At 59.4% G+C, this 24,218-nt stretch carries 18 protein-coding genes; 17 read left to right on the forward strand and 1 reads right to left on the reverse strand.

The features are described from left to right. Positions 1–130 precede the first annotated feature (130 nt). The 3 genes from rpmE to D8U69_RS07090 all read left to right on the forward strand — a co-directional run bounded on the left by rpmE (position 131) and on the right by D8U69_RS07090 (position 2,624). Positions 131–349, forward strand: coding sequence for a 50S ribosomal protein L31 (rpmE, locus tag D8U69_RS07080; protein WP_008047849.1), 219 nt, complete (start codon positions 131–133; stop codon positions 347–349). A 35-nt stretch (positions 350–384) separates the two neighbouring features. Further along, the gene (locus D8U69_RS07085; protein ID WP_130906990.1) at positions 385–1,173 is read left to right on the forward strand and encodes a thermonuclease family protein; all 789 of its coding nucleotides are present in this window, start codon (positions 385–387) and stop codon (positions 1,171–1,173) included. Positions 1,174–1,355: 182 nt separating this feature from the next. Further along, positions 1,356–2,624 (forward strand): malic enzyme-like NAD(P)-binding protein, encoded by a 1,269-nt coding sequence (locus D8U69_RS07090; protein WP_056852259.1) that lies wholly within the window; start codon positions 1,356–1,358, stop codon positions 2,622–2,624. A 233-nt stretch (positions 2,625–2,857) separates the two neighbouring features. Here the strand turns inward: D8U69_RS07090 and D8U69_RS07095 are convergent, their stop codons facing one another. Further along, positions 2,858–5,299, reverse strand: a complete 2,442-nt coding sequence (locus tag D8U69_RS07095; protein WP_130906991.1) for a penicillin-binding protein 1A — start codon at positions 5,297–5,299, stop codon at positions 2,858–2,860. A gap of 212 nt (positions 5,300–5,511) precedes the next feature. On the opposite strand from D8U69_RS07095, the gene D8U69_RS07100 reads away from it, so the two are divergent. The 14 genes from D8U69_RS07100 (at position 5,512) to D8U69_RS07170 (ending at position 24,211) form a co-directional block, all read left to right on the forward strand. Next, positions 5,512–6,573 (forward strand): pilus assembly protein PilM, encoded by a 1,062-nt coding sequence (locus D8U69_RS07100; protein WP_130906992.1) that lies wholly within the window; start codon positions 5,512–5,514, stop codon positions 6,571–6,573. Continuing rightward, positions 6,573–7,139, forward strand: coding sequence for a PilN domain-containing protein (locus D8U69_RS07105; protein ID WP_130906993.1), 567 nt, complete (start codon positions 6,573–6,575; stop codon positions 7,137–7,139). The genes D8U69_RS07100 and D8U69_RS07105 overlap by 1 nt, the downstream gene beginning before the upstream one ends. Continuing rightward, a complete protein-coding gene (gene pilO / locus D8U69_RS07110; RefSeq protein WP_056852263.1) occupies positions 7,136–7,759 on the forward strand; it encodes a type 4a pilus biogenesis protein PilO in 624 nt (207 codons plus the stop codon). Before D8U69_RS07105 ends, pilO begins: the two co-directional genes overlap by 4 nt. After that, complete coding sequence (locus tag D8U69_RS07115; protein ID WP_130906994.1) at positions 7,756–8,283, forward strand: pilus assembly protein PilP; 528 nt, start codon at positions 7,756–7,758, stop codon at positions 8,281–8,283. Before pilO ends, D8U69_RS07115 begins: the two co-directional genes overlap by 4 nt. A 13-nt stretch (positions 8,284–8,296) precedes the next feature. Further along, entirely contained in the window at positions 8,297–10,372 is a 2,076-nt protein-coding gene (locus tag D8U69_RS07120) for a type IV pilus secretin PilQ family protein (protein WP_056852265.1), read from the forward strand. Between the two features lie 4 nt (positions 10,373–10,376). Further along, the gene (gene aroK / locus D8U69_RS07125) at positions 10,377–10,895 is read left to right on the forward strand and encodes a shikimate kinase AroK (RefSeq protein WP_056725695.1); all 519 of its coding nucleotides are present in this window, start codon (positions 10,377–10,379) and stop codon (positions 10,893–10,895) included. 151 nt (positions 10,896–11,046) lie between these two features. Further along, positions 11,047–12,147 (forward strand): 3-dehydroquinate synthase, encoded by a 1,101-nt coding sequence (aroB, locus tag D8U69_RS07130; RefSeq protein ID WP_056852266.1) that lies wholly within the window; start codon positions 11,047–11,049, stop codon positions 12,145–12,147. 10 nt (positions 12,148–12,157) lie between these two features. Continuing rightward, positions 12,158–13,750 (forward strand): AAA family ATPase, encoded by a 1,593-nt coding sequence (locus D8U69_RS07135; RefSeq protein ID WP_130903904.1) that lies wholly within the window; start codon positions 12,158–12,160, stop codon positions 13,748–13,750. Positions 13,751–14,100: 350 nt separating this feature from the next. Next, positions 14,101–18,546, forward strand: a complete 4,446-nt coding sequence (gene gltB, locus D8U69_RS07145; protein ID WP_130906995.1) for a glutamate synthase large subunit — start codon at positions 14,101–14,103, stop codon at positions 18,544–18,546. Positions 18,547–18,579: 33 nt separating this feature from the next. Continuing rightward, positions 18,580–19,998, forward strand: coding sequence for an FAD-dependent oxidoreductase (locus tag D8U69_RS07150; protein WP_056852269.1), 1,419 nt, complete (start codon positions 18,580–18,582; stop codon positions 19,996–19,998). Positions 19,999–20,244: 246 nt separating this feature from the next. Then, positions 20,245–21,312 (forward strand): uroporphyrinogen decarboxylase, encoded by a 1,068-nt coding sequence (hemE, locus tag D8U69_RS07155; protein WP_056852270.1) that lies wholly within the window; start codon positions 20,245–20,247, stop codon positions 21,310–21,312. Positions 21,313–21,605: 293 nt separating this feature from the next. Continuing rightward, positions 21,606–23,072 (forward strand): N-acetylglucosamine-binding protein GbpA, encoded by a 1,467-nt coding sequence (gene gbpA / locus D8U69_RS07160; protein ID WP_130906996.1) that lies wholly within the window; start codon positions 21,606–21,608, stop codon positions 23,070–23,072. 49 nt (positions 23,073–23,121) lie between these two features. Next, on the forward strand, positions 23,122–23,688 hold the full coding sequence (locus tag D8U69_RS07165; RefSeq protein WP_347238261.1) for a cytochrome b/b6 domain-containing protein: 567 nt from the start codon (positions 23,122–23,124) through the stop codon (positions 23,686–23,688). 7 nt (positions 23,689–23,695) lie between these two features. Then, positions 23,696–24,211, forward strand: coding sequence for a type II secretion system protein N (locus D8U69_RS07170; protein ID WP_130906997.1), 516 nt, complete (start codon positions 23,696–23,698; stop codon positions 24,209–24,211). Positions 24,212–24,218: the final 7 nt, after the last annotated feature.

Consider the following 24,218-nt stretch of genomic DNA (forward strand, 5'->3'; position numbering starts at 1 on the left):
GAGCCTAGCAGACGACCGGTTTGAGGGACAGCTTGCGTGATTGGCATTGTCTGGTAGAATCCGCGGCCTAATTACGTGCGGTATTCAACAATAGTGTTGGGTGGCGGCACGCTAGCCTGAGGAAAACACCATGAAAGCTGATATCCATCCAGAATACCCAGCAGTTGCTGTTACCTGCAGCTGCGGCAACAAGTTCGAAACCCGTTCGACCTTCGGCAAAGCCCTGGCGATCGACGTTTGCAACGAATGCCACCCGTTCTACACCGGTAAGCAGAAGACTCTGGACACTGGCGGCCGCGTTCAGCGCTTCGCAGACCGTTTCGGTGCTTTCGGCGCGAAAAAGGCCTAAGGCCGATCAACTTGGGAGGCCGTTGCGGTTTTTCCATGCTGATGAAAAAGGCGTCCCTTGCGGGCGCCTTTTTTCTGTCTGCGATTTGGCTCTCAGCGGCCCAGGCCTTTTGTCCGGCTCCGGCCGGGCTGGCATCGGTCGCAGTCCAGCGAGTGGTCGACGGCGACACGCTGCGCCTGAGCGATGGTCGCAATGTGCGCATGATCGGCTTGAATACGCCGGAGTTGGGCAAGAAAGGGCGCTCCGACGAGCCGTTCGCCGTCGCTGCACGAAAACGCCTGGAAGATTTGGTGGCGGCGAGTGATGGGCGAGTCGGCCTGCGGCCCGGCAAAGAAAGCAAAGACCGCTATGGCCGGACGTTGGCCCATGTCTATGGTGCCGACGGCGCCAACCTCGAAGCGCAAATGCTCGCCGAAGGCCTGGGGTTTCTCGTGGCAGTCGCGCCGAATACCGATCTGATCGACTGTCAGCAGGCAGCGGAACGCAGTGCCCGCCAATCCGGACTCGGCGTGTGGCGCCAGTCGCCCGTGTTGCAGGCGGATCAAATCAGCGTTTCCGGATTCGCTCTGCTCAGTGGCCGTGTGAGCAGGGTTCAGCGCAATCGTGGCGGGATTTGGATCGAGTTGCAGGACTCGGTTGTATTGCGCGTTGCACCCAATTTGCTGACCCGATTCGATGTGGCCTCGCTGGAAAGTCTCAAGGGCAAGCAGATTGAGGCGCGTGGCTGGGTGCTGGACCGTTCCCGTCGTGGCGGTCTCAAGGAGGGTCAGGCGCGCTGGGTGTTGCCGCTGACCGATCCGGCGATGCTGCAAGTGGCACATTGATAAAAAATTGTAGACATTTTTTCTATCGATTGTGAACAGTCTATCCCTTGTGTTCCGTGGCTCTTGGGCCAAAGTCGTATGGCCGGGCGCTTGACAGGGGTGACCGGTCAGTCTTGTGGGGATTTTGCGAGGCGCGTATCCTCGCTGACCAGTCTGTCCAACAGTAAAAGCGGAATGCCAAAATGTCTGATCTGAAAACTGCCGCTCTCGAATATCACGCCCATCCTCGTCCAGGGAAGCTGAGTGTCGAGCTCACCAAGGCCACCGCTACCGCCCGCGACCTGTCGCTGGCCTACAGCCCCGGCGTAGCCGAACCAGTACGCGAAATCGCCCGCGATCCTGAACTGGCCTACAAATACACCGGCAAAGGCAACCTGGTTGCAGTCATTTCCGATGGCACCGCGATTCTCGGCCTGGGTAACCTCGGCCCATTGGCTTCCAAGCCAGTGATGGAAGGTAAAGGCGTGCTGTTCAAGCGCTTCGCCGGCATCGACGTTTTCGACATCGAAGTCGACTCCGAAAGCCCGCAAGCCTTCATCGACACCGTCAAGCGCATCTCCATCACCTTCGGTGGCATCAACCTGGAAGACATCAAGGCACCTGAGTGCTTTGAGATCGAACGCGCTCTGATCGAACAGTGCGACATCCCGGTATTCCACGATGACCAGCACGGCACCGCGATCGTGACCGCAGCCGGTATGATCAACGCCCTGGAAATCGCCGGCAAAACCCTGCCGCAAGCCAAGATCGTCTGCCTGGGCGCCGGTGCTGCCGCCATCTCCTGCATGAAATTGCTGGTGAGCATGGGCGCCAATATCGAAAACATCTACATGATCGACCGTACCGGCGTGATCCACTCCGGCCGTGACGACCTGAACCAGTACAAGGCTGTTTTCGCTCACGCGACCGAAAAGCGCACCCTGGCTGATGCACTGCAAGGTGCTGACGTGTTCGTCGGCCTGTCCGGCCCGAACCTGCTGAGCGCTGAAGGCCTGCTGTCCATGGCGCCTAACCCGATCGTGTTCGCTTGCTCGAACCCTGATCCGGAAATCTCCCCGGAACTGGCCCATGCCACCCGTAACGACGTGATCATGGCCACCGGCCGTTCGGACTACCCGAACCAGGTCAACAACGTACTTGGCTTCCCGTTCATCTTCCGTGGTGCCCTGGATGTTCGCGCCAAGCGCATCAACGAAGAAATGAAAGTGGCAGCAGCCAACGCCCTGCGCGAACTGGCCAAACTGCCGGTACCTCAGGAAGTGTGCGACGCCTACGGCGGCATCAAGCTGGAATTCGGTCGTGAGTACATCATTCCGAAGCCAATGGACAAGCGTCTGATCACCCTGATCTCCGATGCCGTGGCTAAAGCCGCAATCGAGACCGGTGTGGCAACCCTGCCGTATCCGAAGAACTACCCGCTCAAAAGCGTGGATGACGTGTTCAACGGCTAAGTCGTTGTAGCGCTTCAACCGAAAAGCCCCGGCTCGTTTTGAGTCGGGGCTTTTTTTTGTCTGGCGGGTGATCGTTCCCACGCTCCGCGTGGGAATGCCTCTGCGTTCGGCTCTGGATGGGACGCGGAGCGTCCCTGGCTGCATTCCCACGCGAAGCGTGGGAACGATCAATCCTGCAGGCACAAAAAAGCCCCGCACTTTCACGAAGGCAGGGCTTTCTGTTGGCGCTGAAATCAGAACAAATCGATCGGCGCCGCTTCATCCGCCGGCAGCGGGCTGCCCGGCGTAATGCCGTTACCCAGCTCGTTCATCGACGGTGGCGTGTCCTCGGCCTTGAACAGCTCGAAGTAGGCGCCCGGCGTGCCTGGAGTGGCGGCGCGGCCGCTGATCGGGTCGACTCGCAAGCTGAGGATGCCTTCGGGCTCTGGCTGCGTATGCGGCGGCAGGTCCTTGAGCGCGGCGGCCATGTAGTTCATCCAGATCGGCAGGGCTACGGTGCCGCCAAACTCCTTGCGCCCCAGGCTTTCAGGCTGGTCGAAGCCGGTCCAGACGGTGGTCACGTAATCGGCGTTGTAACCGGAGAACCAGGCGTCCTTGGATTCGTTGGTGGTACCGGTTTTACCCGCGATGTCGCTGCGACCCAAGGCCAGCGCACGACGCCCGGTGCCGAGTTTTATAACGTCCTCGAGCATGCTGTTGAGGATGTAGGTCGTGCGGCCATCAACAATGCGTTCAGCCACCGCCGGTGCTTGGGGTGTCGGTTGTGCGTTCATGGCATCGCTCGGCGTTGCGTTGACCGTGAAAGCTTCGGCAACTGGCGCGGCAATGCCGTCGGTGGCTGCGCCGCCCTTCGGCACGCTGGGCGGATTGGCGACGAAAAGCGTGTCGCCGTTGCGGCTTTCGATTTTGTCGATGATGTAAGGAGTGATCTTGTAGCCACCGTTGGCAAACGTGGCCCAACCGGTGGCGATCTCCATCGGCGTCAGCGTTGCGGTGCCCAGTGCCAGCGACAGGTTGGGTGGCAAATCCTGCTTGTTGAAGCCGAAGCGGCTGATGTAGTCGATGGTCTTGCCGACGCCCATCGCTTGCAGCAAGCGGATCGATACCAGGTTGCGCGACTTGTACAGCGCCTCACGCAAACGAATCGGGCCAAGGAAGGTGTTGGTATCGTTCTTCGGGCGCCAGACCTTGTCCAGGTACTCATCGACGAAAACGATCGGCGCATCGTTCACCAGGCTGGCGGCGGTGTAGCCATTGTCCAGCGCAGCGCTGTACACGAATGGCTTGAAGCTCGACCCAGGCTGACGCTTGGCCTGCAGTGCGCGGTTGTAGTTGCTCTGCTCAAAGGCAAAGCCACCCACCAGCGAGCGGATCGCGCCATTTTGTGGGTCGAGGGACACCAGCGCACCCTGAGCCTGGGGAACCTGACTGAACTTCAGCGAATTGTCCGGCTGGCGTTGTACACGGATCAAGTCGCCAACCTGGGCGACATCCGACGGCTGCTTCGGATTGGGCCCCATACTGTTGGTGTTCAGGAAAGGGCGAGCCCATTTCATGGTTTCCCAGCTGACGTGTTCCTTTCCGGTGCGGGTCAGCACCTGCAGCCCGGTCTTGTCGACCTGGGTAACGATGGCCGGCTCAAGGCTGCTGATGGTGCGCTGCTTGGTCAGTTCGGTGGCCCAGGCTTCGCGGGTCTTGCCCGGCAGGCGTGATTCGGGGCCTCGGTAGCCGTGACGCTGGTCGTAGGTCATCAGGCCTTCGTGGAGGGCGGTGTTGGCCATTTCCTGAAGGTTGCTGGGCACGGTAGTGGTGACGCGGAAACCTTCGGTATAGGCGTCGCTACCATAGCGGCCGACCATTTCGGCGCGGGCCATCTCGGCGATGTAAGGGGCGTTCACTTCCGGTGTCGGCACGTGATAGCTGGCGTTCAGCGGTTCGTTGATCGCCGCGGTGTAATCGGCTTCAGTGATTTTGCCCAGTTTGTACATGCGCCCCAGGATCCAGTCGCGCCGCTCTTTGCTGCGGGCCGGGTTGGCCAACGGGTTGAAACGAGACGGGGCCTTGGGCAGGCCGGCGATCATGGCCATCTGCGCCAGGCTGACGTCGCGAATCGACTTGCCGTAATACACCTGCGCGGCAGCTTCGATACCGTAGGCACGGTTGCCCAGGTAGATCTTGTTGACGTACAGCTCAAGGATTTCGTCCTTGGTCAGCTGGCGTTCAATCTGCAGTGCCAGGAGGATTTCCGTGGTCTTGCGGGAAAAGCTGCGTTCGCTGGTCAGGAAGAAGTTCTTCGCTACCTGCATGGTAATGGTGCTGCCGCCGGACTGGATGTGGCCACTTTTGACCAGTTGGGTCGCCGCGCGCATCAGGCTGCTGGGGTCGACGCCGTAATGGTTGGCGAAGTTGTCGTCTTCAGCACTTAGTAACGCATTTATGAAATTGGGTGGAATGTCGGCGAACTTGATCGGGGTACGGCGCATTTCGCCAAATTCTGCGATCAACTTGTTATCGCTGCTGTAGACCCGCAATGGAATCTGCAACTGAATGCTTCTCAAAGCCTCCACGGACGGCAATCCGGGGCTAAGGTAAAGAAACGCCCCGCTCAGACCCAGAAGCAGTCCGCAGAAAACCGCGACGATGGACCAACCGAAAAATTTCAGCAGACGAATCAAGGCTTTTGGATATCCAGGGCAAAAAATGAATTAGGCATCAGGGTTCAGGCTAAAGGCGAACGACCCGCGCTTGAGAAAGCGGAAAAAAACGCTGGGCATTATAAGCATTTTTCCGCCGCAGGCGTCATTGACGGCAGCTGTCAAGACGGGCGGAGGGAACGCAATACACATTACAGAGTCCGTAACTCACGGATAGTCATAGGGAATTGCTAGTGCCAGGACTCTTCAACAAAAAAGCCAATACGCTTTTAGGGATCGACATCAGCTCAACTTCGGTGAAGCTCCTGGAGCTGAGCCGTCAGGGCGACCGTTACCGGGTGGAGGCCTACGCGGTCGAGCCACTGCCTGCCAGTGCGGTTATCGAGAAAAACATCGCAGAGCTCGAAGGTGTGGGCCAGGCCCTTTCCCGCGTAGTGGTCAAGGCCAGAACCAATGTCAGGAACGTCGCCGTCGCCGTGGCCGGCTCGGCGGTGATCACCAAGACTATCGAAATGGATGCGGGGCTTTCCGATGACGAGATGGAAAGCCAGCTCAAGATCGAGGCCGATCAGTACATCCCTTATCCGCTGGATGAAGTCGCCATCGATTTCGAAGTCCAGGGCGCGTCGACACGTAACCCCGAGCGGGTCAATGTGCTGCTCGCCGCCTGTCGCAAGGAAAACGTCGAGGTTCGTGAAGCGGCATTGACCCTGGCCGGCCTGACTGCACGGGTGGTTGATGTCGAAGCCTACGCGCTGGAACGTTCGTTCGGCTTGCTGGCCAATCAGTTGGCGGCGTCGAAGGAGCGCCTGGTAGCGGTGGTCGATATCGGCGCAACCATGACCACCCTGAGCGTGCTGCACAAAGGGCGGATCATCTATACCCGCGAACAACTGTTTGGCGGGCGACAACTGACCGAGGAAATCCAGCGTCGCTACAACCTGACCGTTGAACAGGCGGGGCGGGCGAAGAAGCAGGGCGGGCTGCCTGACGACTATGAGCGTGAAGTGTTGCAGCCTTTTCGCGAAGCTCTGGTTCAGCAGGTATCCCGCTCGTTGCAGTTTTTCTTTGCTTCCGGTCAGTACCACTCCGTTGATCAGATCCTTTTGGCAGGCGGGACCGCTTCGGTTCCGGGGCTGGACCAATTGATCGAGCAGCAATTGGGCACGCCGACGCAGGTAGCCAATCCGTTTTTCGAGATGACCCTGAGCAGCAAGGTCAATGCCGCGGCCCTGACCAGCGATGCCCCGGCCATGATGATTGCCTGCGGGCTGGCCCTCAGGAGTTTCGACTGATGGCACGGATCAATCTTTTACCTTGGCGGGAAGAACTGCGCGAGCAACGTCGCAAACGCTTTCTGCTGACTCTGGTCGGCGTGCTGGTGGGATCGGCAGGCGCTGTGCTGATCGCCAATCAGGCCATCGACGGTGCCATCAGCCGTCAGATTGCGCGCAATGATTACATCGGCAAGCAAATTGTCGTGGTCGACGAGCGGATCAAGCAGATCAGTGAGCTCAAGGCTCGCCGTCAGCAACTGGTCGAGCGCATGCGGATCATCCAGGACTTGCAGGGCAACCGGCCGATCAGCGGGCGGATTTTTGATCAGCTGGCGCGAACCCTGCCGGATGGGGTGTATTTCACTGAAGTCAAAATGTCAGGCAAGACCCTGTCGATCACCGGTGCGGCAGAGTCGAACAATCGTGTATCCGATTTGATGCGCAACCTGGATGCCTCCGATTGGTTTGATGCCCCCAGCCTGACCGAGGTGAAAGCGACCACTGCCGGACAACTGGATCAAGCCAACGTCTTTCAGTTGAGCGTGCGGCAGACCCAGCCGGCTGCGGTGGAGGGCGGGAAATGACTCCGTCTGAATGGTTCGAAGGGCTGCGCAAGATCGATATCAACGAACTGGATACGAGCAATATCGGTTCCTGGCCGCCCGCGATCAAGGTGTTGGTGGGTGTGCTGCTGATGGTTCTGGTGTTGTCGCTGGGTTACAGCATGTCCACCAGCGAGCTTGAGAACCAGCTAGATCTCAAGCGTGAGGAAGAGTCGACCCTCAAAGAGCAGTTCGCCACCAAGGCGCACATGGCGGCAAACCTCGAGCTTTACACGCAACAGATGAAAGAGATGGAAAACTCCTTTGGTGTGCTGCTGCGGCAATTGCCCAGTGATACCGAAGTCCCCGGTCTGCTGGAAGACATCACTCGCACCGGTCTGGGCAGTGGCCTGGAATTCGAAGAAATCAAACTGCTGCCGGAGGTGACCCAGCCGTTCTACATCGAATTGCCGATCCAGATTACCGTCACCGGCGCTTATCACGACCTGGCGACGTTCGTCAGCGGTGTAGCCGGTCTGCCGCGCATCGTCACCCTGCACGATTTCGACCTGGCCCCGGCCAACCCTGACGGCGGGCCGAAACTGCGCATGAGCATCCTGGCCAAGACCTACCGCTACAACGACAAAGGGCTGCAGCAATGAGCCTTGTTCGCGGACTTTGCATGGTGATGTTGCTGGTCGTGCTCGGCGGTTGTAACAGTGGCGAAGACTTCAGCGACCTGGACGCCTACATGAACGAAATGCGTCTGCGAGCACCGGGGAAGATTGAACCAACGCCCACATTTCGGTCTTACCCGACATTCACCTACAACGCTGCCAACCTGCGCAGCCCGTTTTCCCGGCAAGTCAGAATCGACCTGGCCGGTCAGAAACACGGGTCGCGCAACGTCAAGCCGGACCCGAACCGGGTCAAGCAGTACCTCGAGGGATTCAATATCGAGCAGTTTGAAATGGTCGGCACAATTTCCAATGCGGCTGGCTCCTTTGCATTGTTACGCGGGGCTGGCGGAGTGCATCGGCTGAAGGTCGGCGATTACCTGGGGCGCAACGAAGGCCGGATAGTCGCCATCAGCAGCGCCCAGGTCGATGTGGTCGAAATCGTCCCGGATGGCCAGGGTGCCTGGCTGGAAAGGCCGCGGACCATCCCTTTGAAAGAGCACTCATAGTGGGATTCGAAAAATGAACAGGATTTTCTCCACCCTCGGAATGTCGCTATGGATAGCGTTGCTGTCGCCGATGGTACAAGCGGCCAACCTCAAAGCGCTCGATGTCGCTGCACTGCCGGGCGACCGCGTCGAGTTGAAGCTGGCGTTCGATGAGCCACCGCCGGCTCCCCATGGGTACACCACTGAGTCGCCAGCACGGATCGCACTCGACCTGCCAGGTGTGGTCAGCCAACTGGCCAGCAAGACTCGTGACCTGGGGGCGGGTAACGCCCGCAGCGCAACCGTGGTCGAGGCCAAGGATCGTACGCGGCTGATCATCAATTTGACCCAGCTGACGCCGTACGACACCCGAATCGAAGGCAATAATCTGTTTGTAGTGGTTGGGCAGGGTGGCAAAAGCGCGACTCGCAGGCCGGTTGCCACTACCACTGCCGCCCCGACCCCGGCACGCCCGGTTGCGACGGCAAGCAAAGCCATACGCGGAGTGGATTTTCAGCGTGGCACGCAAGGAGAAGGCAATGTAGTGATTGATCTGTCGGACCCTTCCATTGCGCCCGACATACAGGAGCGCGAGGGCAAGATCATTCTCGGTTTCGCCAGGACCCGTCTGCCCGAACCGTTGCGAGTACGCCTGGACGTCAAGGATTTCGCCACGCCTGTGCAGTTCGTCAATGCCAATGTCACCGGCGACAGAGCCACCATCACCATCGAGCCCAGCGGCGCCTTCGATTATTCGACTTACCAGACCGACAACAAGCTGACCGTCAGCATCCGCCCGATGACCGTCGACGACCTGCAAAAGCGCAATGCCGACCGCTACGCCTACAGCGGCGAAAAGCTCTCGCTGAATTTCCAGGACATCGATGTGCGCTCGGTACTGCAATTGATCGCCGATTTCACCAATCTCAATCTGGTGGCCAGTGACACGGTGCAGGGTGGCATCACATTGCGCCTGCAAAACGTGCCTTGGGACCAGGCGCTGGACCTGGTGTTGAAGACCAAGGGGCTGGACAAGCGCAAGATTGGTAACGTCCTGTTGGTGGCGCCGGCCGATGAAATCGCCGCAAGAGAGCGTCAGGAACTGGAGTCGCAGAAACAGATCGCCGATCTGGCACCGCTGCGGCGGGAGCTGCTTCAGGTCAATTACGCCAAGGCAGCCGATATCTCGAAGCTGTTCCAGTCGGTAACAAGTGCCGAAGCGAAGGTCGACGAGCGGGGGTCGATCACTGTCGATGAGCGCACCAATAACATCATTGCCTACCAGACACAGGATCGGCTCGACGAGTTGCGGCGGATCGTGGCGCAACTGGATATTCCGGTGCGCCAGGTGATGATCGAGGCGCGAATCGTCGAAGCCAACGTCGATTACGACAAGAGTCTTGGCGTGCGCTGGGGTGGCTCGATCCAGAATAAAGGCAACTGGAATACTTCGGGGGTCAGCAATGGTGCCAATTCGTCATCGACCATCGGTACACCGGGTAGCACCAGCACCAACTCGCCGTTCGTCGATTTGGGGGCGGTCAACAATACCTCGGGTATCGGCATTGCCTTCATCACCGACAATGTCCTCCTGGACCTTGAACTGACAGCCATGGAGAAAACCGGTAACGGCGAAATTGTCTCGCAGCCCAAGGTGGTCACGTCCGACAAGGAAACGGCGAAGATCCTCAAGGGCACCGAGATTCCTTACCAGGAAGCCAGTTCCAGCGGCGCCACTTCCGTGTCGTTCAAGGAGGCTTCGCTGTCGCTGGAAGTAACGCCGCAAATCACGCCGGATAACCGGATCATCATGGAAGTGAAGGTCACCAAGGACGAGCCGGACTACCTCAACAAAGTCCAGGATGTGCCGCCGATCAAGAAAAACGAAGTCAACGCCAAGGTCCTGGTCAACGACGGGGAGACCATCGTTATTGGCGGCGTTTTCTCAAATACTCAGAGCAAGGTTGTAGATAAGGTGCCATTTCTTGGCGATGTGCCGTATCTTGGCCGCCTTTTCCGGCGTGACGTGGTTTCGGAGAAAAAATCCGAGCTGTTGGTGTTTCTCACTCCGCGTATCATGAATAACCAGGCGATTGCTGTGAGTCGTTGATTCTGTGCGAAATTTGATTCTTGTAGGACCGATGGGCGCTGGAAAAAGCACCATCGGCCGGTTGCTGGCCAAAGAGCTGCGCTTGCCATTCAAAGATTCCGATAAGGAAATTGAATTACGCACGGGCGCCAATATCCCATGGATCTTCGATAAAGAAGGCGAACCGGGCTTTCGCGATCGCGAGCAGGCAATGATTGCCGAACTATGCGATTACGACGGCGTGGTGCTGGCGACCGGTGGTGGCGCAGTCATGCGCGAAGCCAATCGTCGGGCACTGCACGCCGGCGGACGCGTGGTTTATCTGCATGCTTCCGTTGAGCAGCAGGTCGGGCGCACTTCGCGTGACCGCAATCGCCCTTTGCTGCGCACCGCCGATCCGGCCAAGACCCTTCGGGATCTGCTGGCGATCCGCGATCCGCTCTATCGGGAAATCGCCGATCTGGTGGTGGAAACCGATGAGCGGCCACCGCGAATGGTCGTGCTCGATATTCTGGAGCGTCTGCAGCAATTGCCGCCCCGTTAAAGCGCTGCACGAAATGCGCTATCCTCGGCGTCCTGCCATGACCGCAATCGGTTGTGGCGGATGGCTACCGGACGGCGTCAGACCAGCAGGGGCCGTGGACATTCGTTAATTCAAGGCAGGACGCCTGATTCCATCTTCACTGTGGGGACACATGCAGACACTCAAGGTCGATCTAGGCGAGCGCAGCTACCCGATTCATATTGGCGAAGGTTTGTTGGATCAGCCTGAGCTGCTGGCCCCGCATATTCGCGGGCGGCAAGTGGCGATCATTTCCAACGAAACCGTTGCGCCGCTCTATCTCGAACGTCTGACCCGCAGTCTGGCGCAGTTCTCGGTGATTTCCGTGGTGCTGCCCGATGGCGAAGCCTTCAAGACCTGGGAAACCCTGCAACTGATTTTCGACGGTCTGTTGACCGCCCGGCACGATCGCCGCACCACGGTGATTGCCCTTGGCGGCGGCGTTATCGGTGACATGGCCGGTTTTGCCGCGGCCTGCTATCAGCGTGGTGTCGATTTCATACAGGTCCCGACCACGCTGTTGTCGCAAGTAGATTCTTCCGTGGGTGGCAAGACCGGAATCAACCACCCGCTGGGCAAGAACATGGTCGGCGCCTTTTATCAGCCGAACGTCGTGCTGATCGACACGACCTCGCTCAATACCCTGCCGGCCCGCGAACTGTCCGCCGGTCTGGCGGAAGTCATCAAGTACGGTCTGATCTGCGATGAGCCATTCCTGACCTGGCTCGAAGACAATGTCGATCGCCTGCGCAACCTGGATCAGCAAGCCCTGACCTACGCCATCGAGCGCTCTTGCGCGGCCAAGGCAGCGGTGGTCGGTGCCGACGAGAAAGAGACCGGTGTGCGAGCCACGCTCAACCTCGGCCACACCTTCGGTCATGCCATCGAAACCCACATGGGCTATGGTGTCTGGCTGCATGGCGAGGCTGTGGCTGCCGGCACCGTGATGGCGCTAGAGATGTCCTCGCGCCTGGGCTGGATCAGCGAGCAGGAGCGTGATCGCGGAATTCGGCTGTTCCAGCGCGCCGGGTTGCCGGTCATTCCGCCTGAAGAGATGACGCCAGCCAATTTCCTCGAACACATGGCAATTGATAAAAAAGTGATCGACGGTCGTTTGCGCCTGGTGCTGCTGCGCCACATGGGCGAAGCGGTGGTGACCGACGATTATCCGAAAGAGGTTCTACAGGCCACGCTGGGAGCGGATTACCGCGCCCTGGCTCAGCTTAAAGGTTAATAAGAACGCGATGACTAGTTTGCATGCCGACGAGGCTTTCCTCGGCCATTACCAGTTGAGTCATGACCCTTTCGCTCCACGGGTGCCTGGCTTCAAGTTTTTCCCGGCCCAGCGCAAACCCGTGCTGGGGCAGTTGCATCATCTGGCGCGCTATAGCCAGTTGCTGCTGGTGGTCACAGGCCCACAAGGCAGCGGCAAGACCCTGCTGCGTCAGGCCCTGGTGGCCAGCACCAACAAACAATCGGTGCAGAGCGTGGTGGTTTCCGCCCGTGGCGCCGGCGATGCGGCTGGCGTACTGCGGCAGGTGGCCCAGGCACTGGACGTTGCCCAGGCCGAGATCGGCGCAATCCTGGCTCAGGTGGTGCAACTGGCACTCACCGGTCAGGAAGTCTATCTGCTGGTGGACGATGCTGAGCAGCTCGACGAATCCGCGCTCGAAGCGTTGATGGCGCTGGGTGCCGGTGCACCGGAAGGTCGCCCGCACGTGTTCCTGTTTGGCGAGTCGTCGATGATTGCTCAACTGGAGCAGTTGAGCCTCGAGGAAGAGCGCTTCCACGTCATCGAGTTACAGCCGTACACCGAAGAAGAGACCCGCGAATATCTGGATCAGCGCCTCGAAGGTGCAGGTCGGGGTATAGAACTTTTCACCGCAGATCAGATCTCTGATATTCACGAAAGCTCCGAGGGTTGGCCTGGCAATATCAACCAGGTTGCCCGCGATGCAATGATCGAAGCCATGATTGCCAGCCGCTCAGCGGTGAAGCGTCCAAGTATGGGGTTCAATATGCCGAAGAAACACGTATTGGCGATTTCCGCCGTCGTCGTGGTCGCGGTAGCCGCCGCCTGGTTGATGCCAGGTCGCAGCAAAGCACCGACCACCGGTGCTCCGGCCAACGAGCAGGCGCAATTGCCGCTCGGCCAGGGCGCGCCTCAGGCGAACGGCGGCGCACCAGCCGTCGAATTCGCCGGCAATACGCAGCCGATGCCGCTGCCGTTGGTCGGTAATTCGCAGCCTGTCATGCGTGGTCCTCTGGCCGAAGCAGCGGGCGGTATTACCGAAGGTGACGATGGCGTTCCGCTCGAGGGCTCCAGCGAGACACCGCCGACCGTAACTACCACTGCGCCGCCTGCGGGCGTTCCGGCCGGGCCTGCGCCGACTCCTGCGGCCAAGCCGGTTCCGGCCCCGACGCAGGTCGCTACCGCCAAGCCTGCACCGGTTCCGGCGCCAGCCGCCAAGCCTGCTCCAGCTCCGGCCAAGCCGGCGGTCGCCGCAGCCAAGCCTGCCGAAAAACCAGCCGCCGCCACCAAGGCTGCCGGAGGTACCTGGTACGCCGGTCAGGCGCCGAGTAATTATGTGGTGCAAATCCTCGGTACCAGCTCCGAAACGGCCGCACAAAGCTTCGTCAAGGAGCAGGGCGGTGAATACCGTTATTTCAAGAAGGTCCTCAACGGCAAGCCACTTTATGTGATCACCTACGGCAACTTCGCCAGTCGTGATGCAGCCGTTTCAGCCATCAAGGCCTTGCCAGCGAAGGTTCAGGCTGGTAAACCTTGGCCTCGCACTGTCGCCAGCGTCCAACAGGAACTGGCAACAACTCGCTGAAGATTCGGCGGCCTTACCCAGGCCGCCTCTCCAAGCACCTCAAAATTTCTGCAAGCGCGCGCTGGCCCCACAGGCCGCGTGCCTTGTGGTGTCTGCGTCACAGTAGTCTTTGAGTCGTTGCGGTCAGAATTAAAAAAGTTTTGACTAGCACAGCAGATCGCTTTAAACCTTTCATGAATGCGACATAGATTTGCGACATTTCGTCGTCAAATTTGTGAGCCTCCGTGTCGGTGTGTACAATGACCTCCCTTTTGCCCCCGCAAAGCTGGCGTACGTCCAGCGTGGAAGGTAAGTGGTTGAATTGAAAAGAAATTTGCCTCGATAAGGGGCAGCCTGGTGAGAAAGTGTCTATGAAAGCAGGTCTGTACCAACCCGATGAATTCAAGGATAACTGCGGTTTCGGCCTGATAGCCCATATGCAGGGCGAGCCCAGTCATACCCTTTTGCAAACGGCCATCGAGGCCCTGACCTGCATGACCCACCGCGGTGGGATTAATGCCGACGGCAAGACCGGTGACGGTTGCGGTCTGCTGATTCAAAAGCCTGACGTGTTCCTGCGAGCCATCGCCCAGGAAACGTTTGGCGTCGAACTGCCCAAGCAATATGCCGTGGGCATGGTCTTTTTCAACCAGGACCCGGTCAAGGCCGAAGCCGCTCGCGAGAACATGAACCGCGAGATCCTTGCCGCCGGCCTGCAGCTCGTCGGCTGGCGCAAAGTGCCGATCGACACCAGCGTCCTCGGGCGCCTGGCCCTCGAGCGTCTGCCGCAGATCGAGCAGGTATTCATCGGCGGTGAAGGCCTGAGCGATCAGGACATGGCCGTCAAGCTGTTCACTTCCCGTCGCAAGTCGTCCGTGGCCAACGCTGCTGACACCGACCATTACGTGTGCAGCTTTTCGCACAAGACCATCATTTATAAAGGCCTGATGATGCCGGCGGATTTGACCGCCTTCTATCCAGACCTGAGCGATGAGCGCCTGCAAACTTCGATTTGCGTGTTCCACCAGCGCTTCTCCACCAACACCCTGCCGAAATGGCCGCTGGCTCAACCGTTCCGCTTCCTGGCGCACAACGGCGAGATCAACACCATCACCGGCAACCGCAACTGGGCCGTGGCTCGTCGCACCAAGTTCACCAACGATCTGATGGACCTGGAAGAGCTCGGTCCGCTGGTCAACCGCGTGGGTTCCGACTCCTCGAGCATGGACAACATGCTGGAGCTGATGGTCACCGGTGGCATCGATCTGTTCCGTGGCGTGCGGATGATCATTCCGCCAGCGTGGCAGAACGTCGAAACCATGGACCCGGATCTGCGTGCGTTCTATGAATACAACTCGATGCACATGGAACCGTGGGACGGCCCGGCCGGCGTGGTAATGACCGACGGTCGCTACGCGGTGTGCCTGCTCGACCGTAACGGTCTGCGTCCGGCGCGTTGGGTCACCACCAAGAACGGTTTCATTACCCTGGCTTCGGAAATCGGTGTCTGGAACTACCAGCCTGAAGACGTGCTTGCCAAGGGCCGTGTCGGGCCGGGCCAGATCTTTGCCGTTGACACCGAAACCGGGCAGATCCTCGACACCGACGCCATCGACAACCGTCTGAAGTCGCGTCATCCGTACAAGCAATGGCTGCGCAAGAATGCCCTGCGCATCCAGGCGACCATGGAAGACAACGACCACGGATCGGCGTTCTACGACGTCGATCAGCTCAAGCAATACATGAAGATGTACCAGGTCACGTTCGAAGAGCGCGATCAGGTGCTGCGTCCGCTCGGGGAGCAGGGCTACGAAGCCGTGGGCTCGATGGGCGACGATACGCCGATGGCCGTGCTGTCCCAGCGCGTGCGCACGCCGTACGACTATTTCCGCCAGCAGTTCGCGCAGGTCACCAACCCGCCGATCGACCCGCTGCGTGAAGCGATCGTCATGTCGCTGGAGATCTGCCTCGGCGCCGAACGCAACATCTTCCAGGAGTCGCCGGAACACGCCTCGCGCGTGATCCTCAGCTCGCCGGTCATTTCCCCGGCCAAATGGCGCTCGCTGATGAACCTCGATCGCCCAGGCTTCGAGCGCGCGATCATCGACCTTAATTACGATGAGAGCGTCGGCCTTGAAGCGGCGATCCGCAACGTCGCCGATCAGGCTGAAGAAGCCGTGCGCGCCGGTCGTACCCAGGTCGTGCTGAGCGACCGTCACATTGCCCCGGGCAAGTTGCCGATCCACGCGTCCCTGGCCACCGGCGCGGTGCACCACCGCCTGACCGAAAAAGGCCTGCGTTGCGACTCCAACATCCTCGTGGAAACCGCGACCGCTCGCGATCCGCATCACTTCGCCGTATTGATCGGTTTCGGTGCTTCTGCCGTTTATCCGTTCCTGGCCTACGAAGTGCTTGGCGACCTGATCCGTACCGGTGAAGTGCTGGGCGACCTCTATGAGGTGTTCAAGAACTACCGTAAAGGCATCACCAAGGGCCTGCTGAAGATCCTGTCGAAGATGGGCATCTCGACCATCACTTCGTACCGTGGTGCGCAGTTGTTCGAGGCCATCGGCCTGTCCGAGGAAGTCTGCAACCTGAGCTTCCGTGGCGTGCCGAGCCGCATCAAGGGTGCGCGTTTCGTCGACATCGAAGCCGAGCAGAAAGCCCTGGCCACCGAAGCCTGGAGCCCGCGCAAGCCGATCCAGCAGGGCGGTTTGCTGAAGTTCGTCCACGGTGGCGAATACCACGCGTACAACCCTGACGTGGTCAACACCCTGCAAGCTGCCGTGCAGCAGGGCGACTACAGCAAGTTCAAGGAATACACCTCGCTGGTGGATAACCGCCCGGTGTCGATGATCCGCGACCTGCTGAAAGTCAAAACCCTCGACACGCCATTGGATATGAGCGAGATCGAACCGCTGGAATCGGTGCTCAAGCGCTTCGACTCCGCCGGTATCTCCCTGGGTGCCCTGTCGCCTGAGGCCCACGAAGCCCTGGCCGAAGCCATGAACCGCCTCGGTGCGCGCTCCAACTCCGGCGAAGGCGGCGAAGACCCGGCACGCTACGGCACCATCAAGAGCTCGAAAATCAAGCAGGTGGCGACGGGCCGTTTTGGTGTGACCCCGGAATACCTGGTCAACGCCGAAGTGCTGCAGATCAAGGTCGCTCAAGGCGCCAAGCCGGGCGAAGGTGGTCAGTTGCCAGGCGGCAAGGTCAACGGCCTGATCGCCAAGCTGCGTTATGCAGTGCCGGGCGTGACCCTGATTTCGCCACCGCCGCACCACGACATCTACTCCATCGAAGACTTGTCGCAGCTGATTTTCGACCTGAAACAAGTCAACCCGAAGGCGCTGGTTTCGGTGAAGCTGGTAGCGGAAGCGGGCGTTGGCACCATCGCCGCCGGTGTGGCCAAGGCCTACGCGGACTTGATCACCATCTCCGGCTACGACGGCGGCACCGGCGCATCGCCGCTGACCTCGATCAAGTACGCGGGCGCCCCGTGGGAGCTCGGCCTGGCCGAAACCCATCAGACCCTGCGCGGCAACGACCTGCGCGGCAAGGTTCGGGTGCAGACCGACGGTGGCCTGAAAACCGGCCTCGACGTGATCAAGGCAGCGATCCTCGGCGCTGAAAGCTTCGGCTTCGGCACCGCGCCAATGATCGCCCTGGGCTGCAAATACCTGCGCATCTGCCACCTGAACAACTGCGCCACCGGCGTCGCGACCCAGAACGAAAAACTGCGCAAGGACCACTACATCGGTACCGTCGACATGGTGGTGAATTTCTTCACCTACGTCGCCGAAGAAACCCGTGAGTGGCTGGCCAAGCTGGGCGTGCGCTCCCTCGAAGAGCTGATCGGTCGTACCGATCTGCTGGAAGTCCTCGAAGGCCAGACCGCCAAGCAGCATCACCTGGACCTGACCCCGTTGCTGGGCAGCGACCATGTGCCAGCGGACAAGCCGCAGTTCTGTGGCGTAGACCGCAACCCGCCGTTCGACAAAGGCCTGCTGGCCGAGAAAATGGTCGAGATGGCTGCTTCGGCGATCAACGACCTGAGCGGTGCCGAGTTCGACCTGGATATCTGCAACTGCGACCGTTCCATCGGCGCGCGGATCTCCGGCGAAATCGCTCGCAAGCATGGCAACCAGGGCATGGCGAATGCGCCGATCACCTTCCGCTTCAAGGGTACTGCGGGCCAGAGCTTCGGCGTATGGAACGCCGGCGGCCTGAACCTGTACCTGGAAGGCGACGCCAACGATTATGTCGGCAAGGGCATGACCGGCGGCAAGCTGGTCATCGTTCCGCCCAAGGGCAGCGTCTACAAGACTCAGGACAGTGCCATCATCGGCAACACCTGCCTGTATGGCGCCACCGGGGGCAAGCTGTTCGCCGCCGGCACCGCAGGCGAGCGTTTTGCTGTGCGTAACTCCGGTGCCCACACCGTGGTGGAAGGCACTGGCGATCACTGCTGCGAGTACATGACCGGTGGTTTCGTCTGCGTACTGGGCAAGACCGGTTACAACTTCGGCTCTGGCATGACCGGCGGTTTCGCCTACGTGCTCGACCAGGACAACACCTTCGTTGACCGGGTCAACCACGAACTGGTGGAAATCCAGCGGATCAGCGGCGAGGCGATGGAAGCCTACCGCAGCCATTTGCAACGCGTGCTGAACGAGTACGTTGAGGAAACCGACAGCGAGTGGGGGCGTGAACTCGCCGAGAACCTCGATGATTACTTGCGTCGCTTCTGGCTGGTCAAGCCGAAGGCTGCCAACCTGAAATCGTTGCTTTCCAGCACCCGTGCCAATCCGCAGTGATATGCGCCTGAAGAGTTTGATGAGGTTTTAACAATGGCTGAACGTCTGAATAACGACTTCCAGTTCATCGATGTCGGGCGCAAAGATCCGAAGAAGAAACTGTTGCGTCAACGCAAGAAAGAGTTCGTCGAAATCTACGAACCGTTCAAACCCCAGCAGTCGGCCGATCAGGCCCACCGCTGCCTGGGTTGTGGCAACCCGTATTGCGAATGGAAGTGCCCGGTGCACAACTTCATTCCCAACTGGCTCAAATTGGTGGCCGAGGGCAACATCCTCCAGGCCGCCGAGTTGTCGCACCAGACCAACACCCTGCCGGAAGTCTGCGGCCGGGTGTGCCCGCAAGACCGTCTGTGCGAGGGTGCCTGCACCCTCAACGACGGTTTCGGCGCGGTGACCATCGGTTCGGTCGAGAAATACATCACCGACACCGCGTTCGCCATGGGCTGGCGCCCGGACATGTCCAAGGTCAAGCCGACCGGCAAGCGTGTCGCGATCATCGGCGCAGGCCCTGCGGGCCTGGGCTGTGCGGACGTGCTGGTACGTGGCGGCGTGACCCCGGTGGTGTTCGACAAGAACCCGGAAATCGGCGGTCTGCTGACTTTCGGCATCCCCGAGTTCAAGCTGGAAAAGACCGTGCTGAGCAATCGCCGCGAAGTCTTCACCGGCATGGGCATCGAGTTCCGTCTGAACACCGAAGTGGGCAAGGACGTGACCATCGAGCAACTGCTCGAAGAATACGATGCGGTATTCATGGGCATGGGCACCTACACCTACATGAAGGGCGGCTTTGCCGGGGAAGACCTGCCGGGCGTGTACGACGCGCTGGACTTCCTGATCGCCAACGTCAACCGCAACCTGGGCTTTGAAAAGTCGCCGGAAGATTTCGTCGACATGAAAGGCAAGAAAGTCGTGGTACTTGGCGGTGGCGACACGGCGATGGACTGCAACCGTACCTCGATCCGCCAGGGCGCCAAGTCGGTGACCTGTGCTTATCGTCGTGACGAAGCGAACATGCCAGGCTCGCGCAAAGAGGTGAAGAACGCCAAGGAAGAAGGCGTGAAATTCCTCTACAACCGCCAGCCGATCGCGATTGTCGGCGAAGACAAGGTCGAAGGCGTGAAGGTGGTCGAGACCCGTCTCGGCGAGCCGGATGCCCGTGGCCGCCGCAGCCCAGAGCCGATCCCGGGCTCCGAAGAGATCATCCCGGCCGATGCCGTGGTCATCGCCTTCGGTTTCCGTCCGAGCCCGGCGCCTTGGTTCGAGCAGTTCAGCATCCAGACCGACAGCCAGGGCCGCGTCGTGGCGCCGGAACAAGGTCAGTACAAGCACCAGACCAGCAACCCGAAAATCTTCGCCGGTGGCGATATGGTTCGCGGTTCCGACCTGGTGGTAACGGCGATCTTCGAAGGCCGCAATGCGGCTGAAGGGATCCTGGATTACCTGGGCGTCTGACCCCCGGTCGAAACTGCAACGCAATACCTGTGGGAGCTGGCTTGCCAGCGATGCAGAAACCTCGGTTTTCAACGTAGACCGAAGTGATGCCATCGCTGGCGAGCCAGCTCCCACAGTGCTTTGTGGTGTTGCGAGTTACGGGTTTCCCCGCGACAAATTGACCCGATAGACAAAAGGTGCGGCGCTTGCCGTGCCTTTTGCGTCCGGCTCTGAGAAAATGCCCGCACTTTTTTTCCGGATGCCGACATGACTGCCCTGAAGAACGACCGTTTCCTGCGCGCCCTGCTCAAGCAACCTGTTGACGTCACCCCTGTGTGGATGATGCGTCAGGCTGGTCGCTATCTGCCTGAATACCGCGCCAGCCGTGCCAAGGCCGGCGATTTCATGAGCCTGTGCATGAACCCGGCGTTCGCTTGCGAAGTCACGATGCAGCCGCTGGACCGCTATCCACAACTGGACGCGGCCATCCTGTTTTCCGACATCCTGACCATCCCTGATGCCATGGGCCAGGGCCTGTACTTCGAAACCGGCGAAGGTCCGCGCTTCAAGAAAGTCGTCAGCACCCTGGCCGACATCGAAGCCCTGCCGATCCCCGATCCACACAAAGACCTGGGCTACGTGATGGATGCGGTCAGCACCATTCGCCGGGAACTGAACGGGCGCGTTCCGCTGATCGGTTTCTCCGGCAGCCCGTGGACCCTCGCCACCTATATGGTCGAAGGCGGCTCGTCGAAAGACTTCCGCAAGACCAAAGCGATGCTCTACGACAACCCGCAAGCCATGCACCTGCTGCTGGACAAGCTCGCACAGTCGGTCACCAGCTATCTCAACGGCCAGATCATGGCGGGTGCGCAAGCGGTGCAGATTTTCGACACGTGGGGCGGCAACCTGTCGGCAGCGGCGTACCAGGAGTTCTCGCTGGCCTACATGAAGAAAATCGTCAGCGGTTTGATTCGAGAGCACGAAGGTCGCAAGGTGCCAGTGATCCTGTTCACCAAGAACGGCGGTCTGTGGCTGGAAAGCATCGCCGAGGCGGGCGCCGATGCACTGGGCCTGGACTGGACCTGCGATATCGGTAACGCCCGTGCCCGTGTCGGTGACAAGGTCGCGCTGCAAGGCAACATGGACCCGACCGTGCTTTACGCCAAGCCAGAAGCGATTCGCAATGAAGTGGGCCGCATCCTCGCCAGCTACGGCAAGGGCAGTGGCCACGTGTTCAACCTGGGGCACGGCATCACGCCGGAAGTCGACCCGGAACATGCCGGCGCGTTCTTGCGCGCGGTACATGAGTTGTCGGCGCAGTATCACGAGTAACTGTTTTTGCGGTAATTGACAGCCTGTCCGGCCTGGCGCCCGACAGGCTTTTTCATGCCCGCCTTTTGCTGTTTGCTTTTGGGTTACCGCTTGTAAGAACTATGTCGTCTCGTGTCAGAGTATTAGTCGTAGAGACTGTTCCCGCGGCTAGGAGAGACTTTCCCTACATAGAAAACGCCATCATCCAAGTAAGGTTTCAGACACTTGTTCATCCCCGAGGATGAGCAACATCGCAAACAGTGGCGCCAGCAATGCGCGCCTTAAATTTCGATAAGCAGTCTGGAATTCATTTGATGAAAAATACTTCTTACAAGGGAAGTGCGTTTGCTGCCTGCACTTCTTCAATGATCCTGTTATCGGCAATGTTGGCATCTCAAGGTGCTTTTGCTCATGGTTATCTGGAAACACCGCCGTCGCGTGCACTGGCCTGTCAGAAAGGTGTGAATACCAACTGTGGCGGCGCGCAATACGAGCCACAAAGTGTCGGTGAAACCTTCAAGGGCTTTCCCGCTGGTGTCGGTGGCGCGCCTTTGCAGGGGCCGGTCGATGGCAAGATTGCAAGCGGCGGTCACTCGAGCTTCTCCGCCCTGGACGCCCAATCAGCGACCCGTTGGCAACTGACGGAAATCAAGGACCGCACGATTGATTTCCAGTGGCGCTACACGGCCGCTCACCCAGCCACCAAACACGAATATTTCATTAGCCGAAACGGCTGGAACCCTAACGAAGCGCTCAAGCGTGCCACGTTCGAAAGCACGCCGTTCTGCACCATCGACGGCGGCAATCAGAAGCCGTCAAACAGTGACAAACACAACTGCACCATCCCTGCTGACAAATCCGGTCACCACGTCCTTTTGGCAATCTGGACCGTCGGCGACACCGACGCCGCGTTCTACAACGTGGCAGACGTGAACATCCTGGCAGAACCCGAGCTGCCGGGTGGCTGGGCTTCCGTGGGCAGCATTTCGCCTTCGACCGCGTTGCTGGTCGGGGACAAGGTCAAGGCACGTGCGTTCTCCGCCAATGGCGAGAACCCTGAATACAGTGTCGAGATTGCCATCGAGTCGGCCGATGAAGGCTCGCCCGCCAATTGGTCGTTCAAGTTGGCAGAAGCTATCAACAAGGCTCATAAACTGGTTCGCGCAGGCGTTCGCGATGAAAGCGGCAACATCGAACCGGTCAAAGGCAACAACAGCGTATACGCACAGAAAGAAAGCGGCGTGACCCGTTACGAAGTGCAATTGAAGATGGAGGAAGATACCGCGGCTCGTCTCTCGGTAGCCTCGCAACAAGCTGAGTATGTGTTGGACAAAGGCCTGGCCAAGGTCGATTTCAGCATCATGTCCAATCGCAAGATGAACGTCGAAGCGACGTTGTTCGACGCGAGCAACAAGCCGGTTGGCTCCACTTCTGCTCAAGTGGACAGCGGTGCTTCCTGGCTGGCGATTGATGTTCGCAGTAATCCTGGAGCCCATACCCTGACCCTGGTCGGCACAACCCTCGACGGTCGGACCACTCGCCAGGATACCCAGACCACGAAGTTGACGGGTGAAGGCGCTGGCGCCGACTACGACTTCGTGTTCCCGGAAGGCATCAGCGGCTACACCGCCGGGACCAAAGTGATGCATCCCCAAAGCGGCGACGTCTTTGAGTGCAAACCTTTCCCTGAGTCGGGTTATTGCAAGCAATTCAGCCCAAGCGCTAATGGATTTGAGCCTGGCGTCGGTGCGCATTGGCACATGGCGTGGAACAAACTCTAAATCCTTTCGCATGACTTCAGGTGGCCTGTGAAGGTCGCCTGAAGTTTTTTTGAACATCGAGTTGAAAATGACGGTTTTGGGTTACTCCAGGCAACGTGTGCTGCTGCACTGGATATCGGCCATGGTCATCGTTTGGACCTTGGCATCCGGTTTCTATGCAGCCGGCATTGATGTGCCGGCGCCGATCAAGCACCGGGTGGCTTTTATCAATGTTTCATTGACCACAGTGTTCATTCCGGTTTTCTTCTGGCGTTTGTTTATTTTTGCCTGGCATCTCCAGCACATGAATGTGCTGGCTTCAGCACTCATGGAACGGCTGGTATTGCTTGCTCACGTGCTGATTTATTTCACCGTAAGTCTGGTTTTGATCACGGGTGTCCTGATGATGGACCGCCCGATCGATGTGTTCGGCTTGTTCCAGATTGCTCAGCCGCTGGACGACGCCGACCTTCTCGCGCTGTTCACCACGGTGCATGTGTGGGCGTGTGGGGTGCTTGCGGCACTGATTGCACTGCACGTGGGCGCGGTGATCGTGCACGAGGCACGCGGGCACCGGATATTGCGCCGGATGTCTCTGCGATTGTGCGGCAATCGTTCTAACGAAAGGTTCGAGTGATCCGCCAATGAAGCATTCATTGAACGTAGCGGGCCGTTTTTGCCTGCTGATGGTGCCCATTGGCTACGCGGTATTTCTGCTGTGGCAAGAGTGGCGTTTTCGTGAACATCTGGCCATGCCTCTGCCGGTTCTTGCGGCAGCGCCGTCACCCTCCCAAGCGCCTTCGGATGCCACGGCCGTGGCAACCGTCATGGGGCTGATGAAAGGCACAACGTTGCTGGCCAGTGCCGAGCCGCTGACCTTGCAGGCCAGTTTTGTCGTCAGCAACGGTGCGTCCAGAGCGTTGCTGGTCGATGCTCAAGGCTCGCGCATGTATCAGGTAGGCGAGCGCTTGCCGGGTGGCAGCGTGCTGCGTCGTGTCGAGGCGAATCAAGTGGTGCTGTGGAACAAGGGGCGAGAAGAGCGACTCGCACTGCTACCACCCGCCGAGCGTTCTCTGCGTCAACTCGAGTCGCCGGACGACCTGCACGACTCCGCTGTTCCCGCGCGTTATCTACACCCGTTATCCGGGCCGTCAGAGTGATCACAGT

The organism is Pseudomonas sp. Sample_16 (assembly GCF_004307665.1).
Classification (GTDB): Bacteria; Pseudomonadota; Gammaproteobacteria; order Pseudomonadales; family Pseudomonadaceae; genus Aquipseudomonas.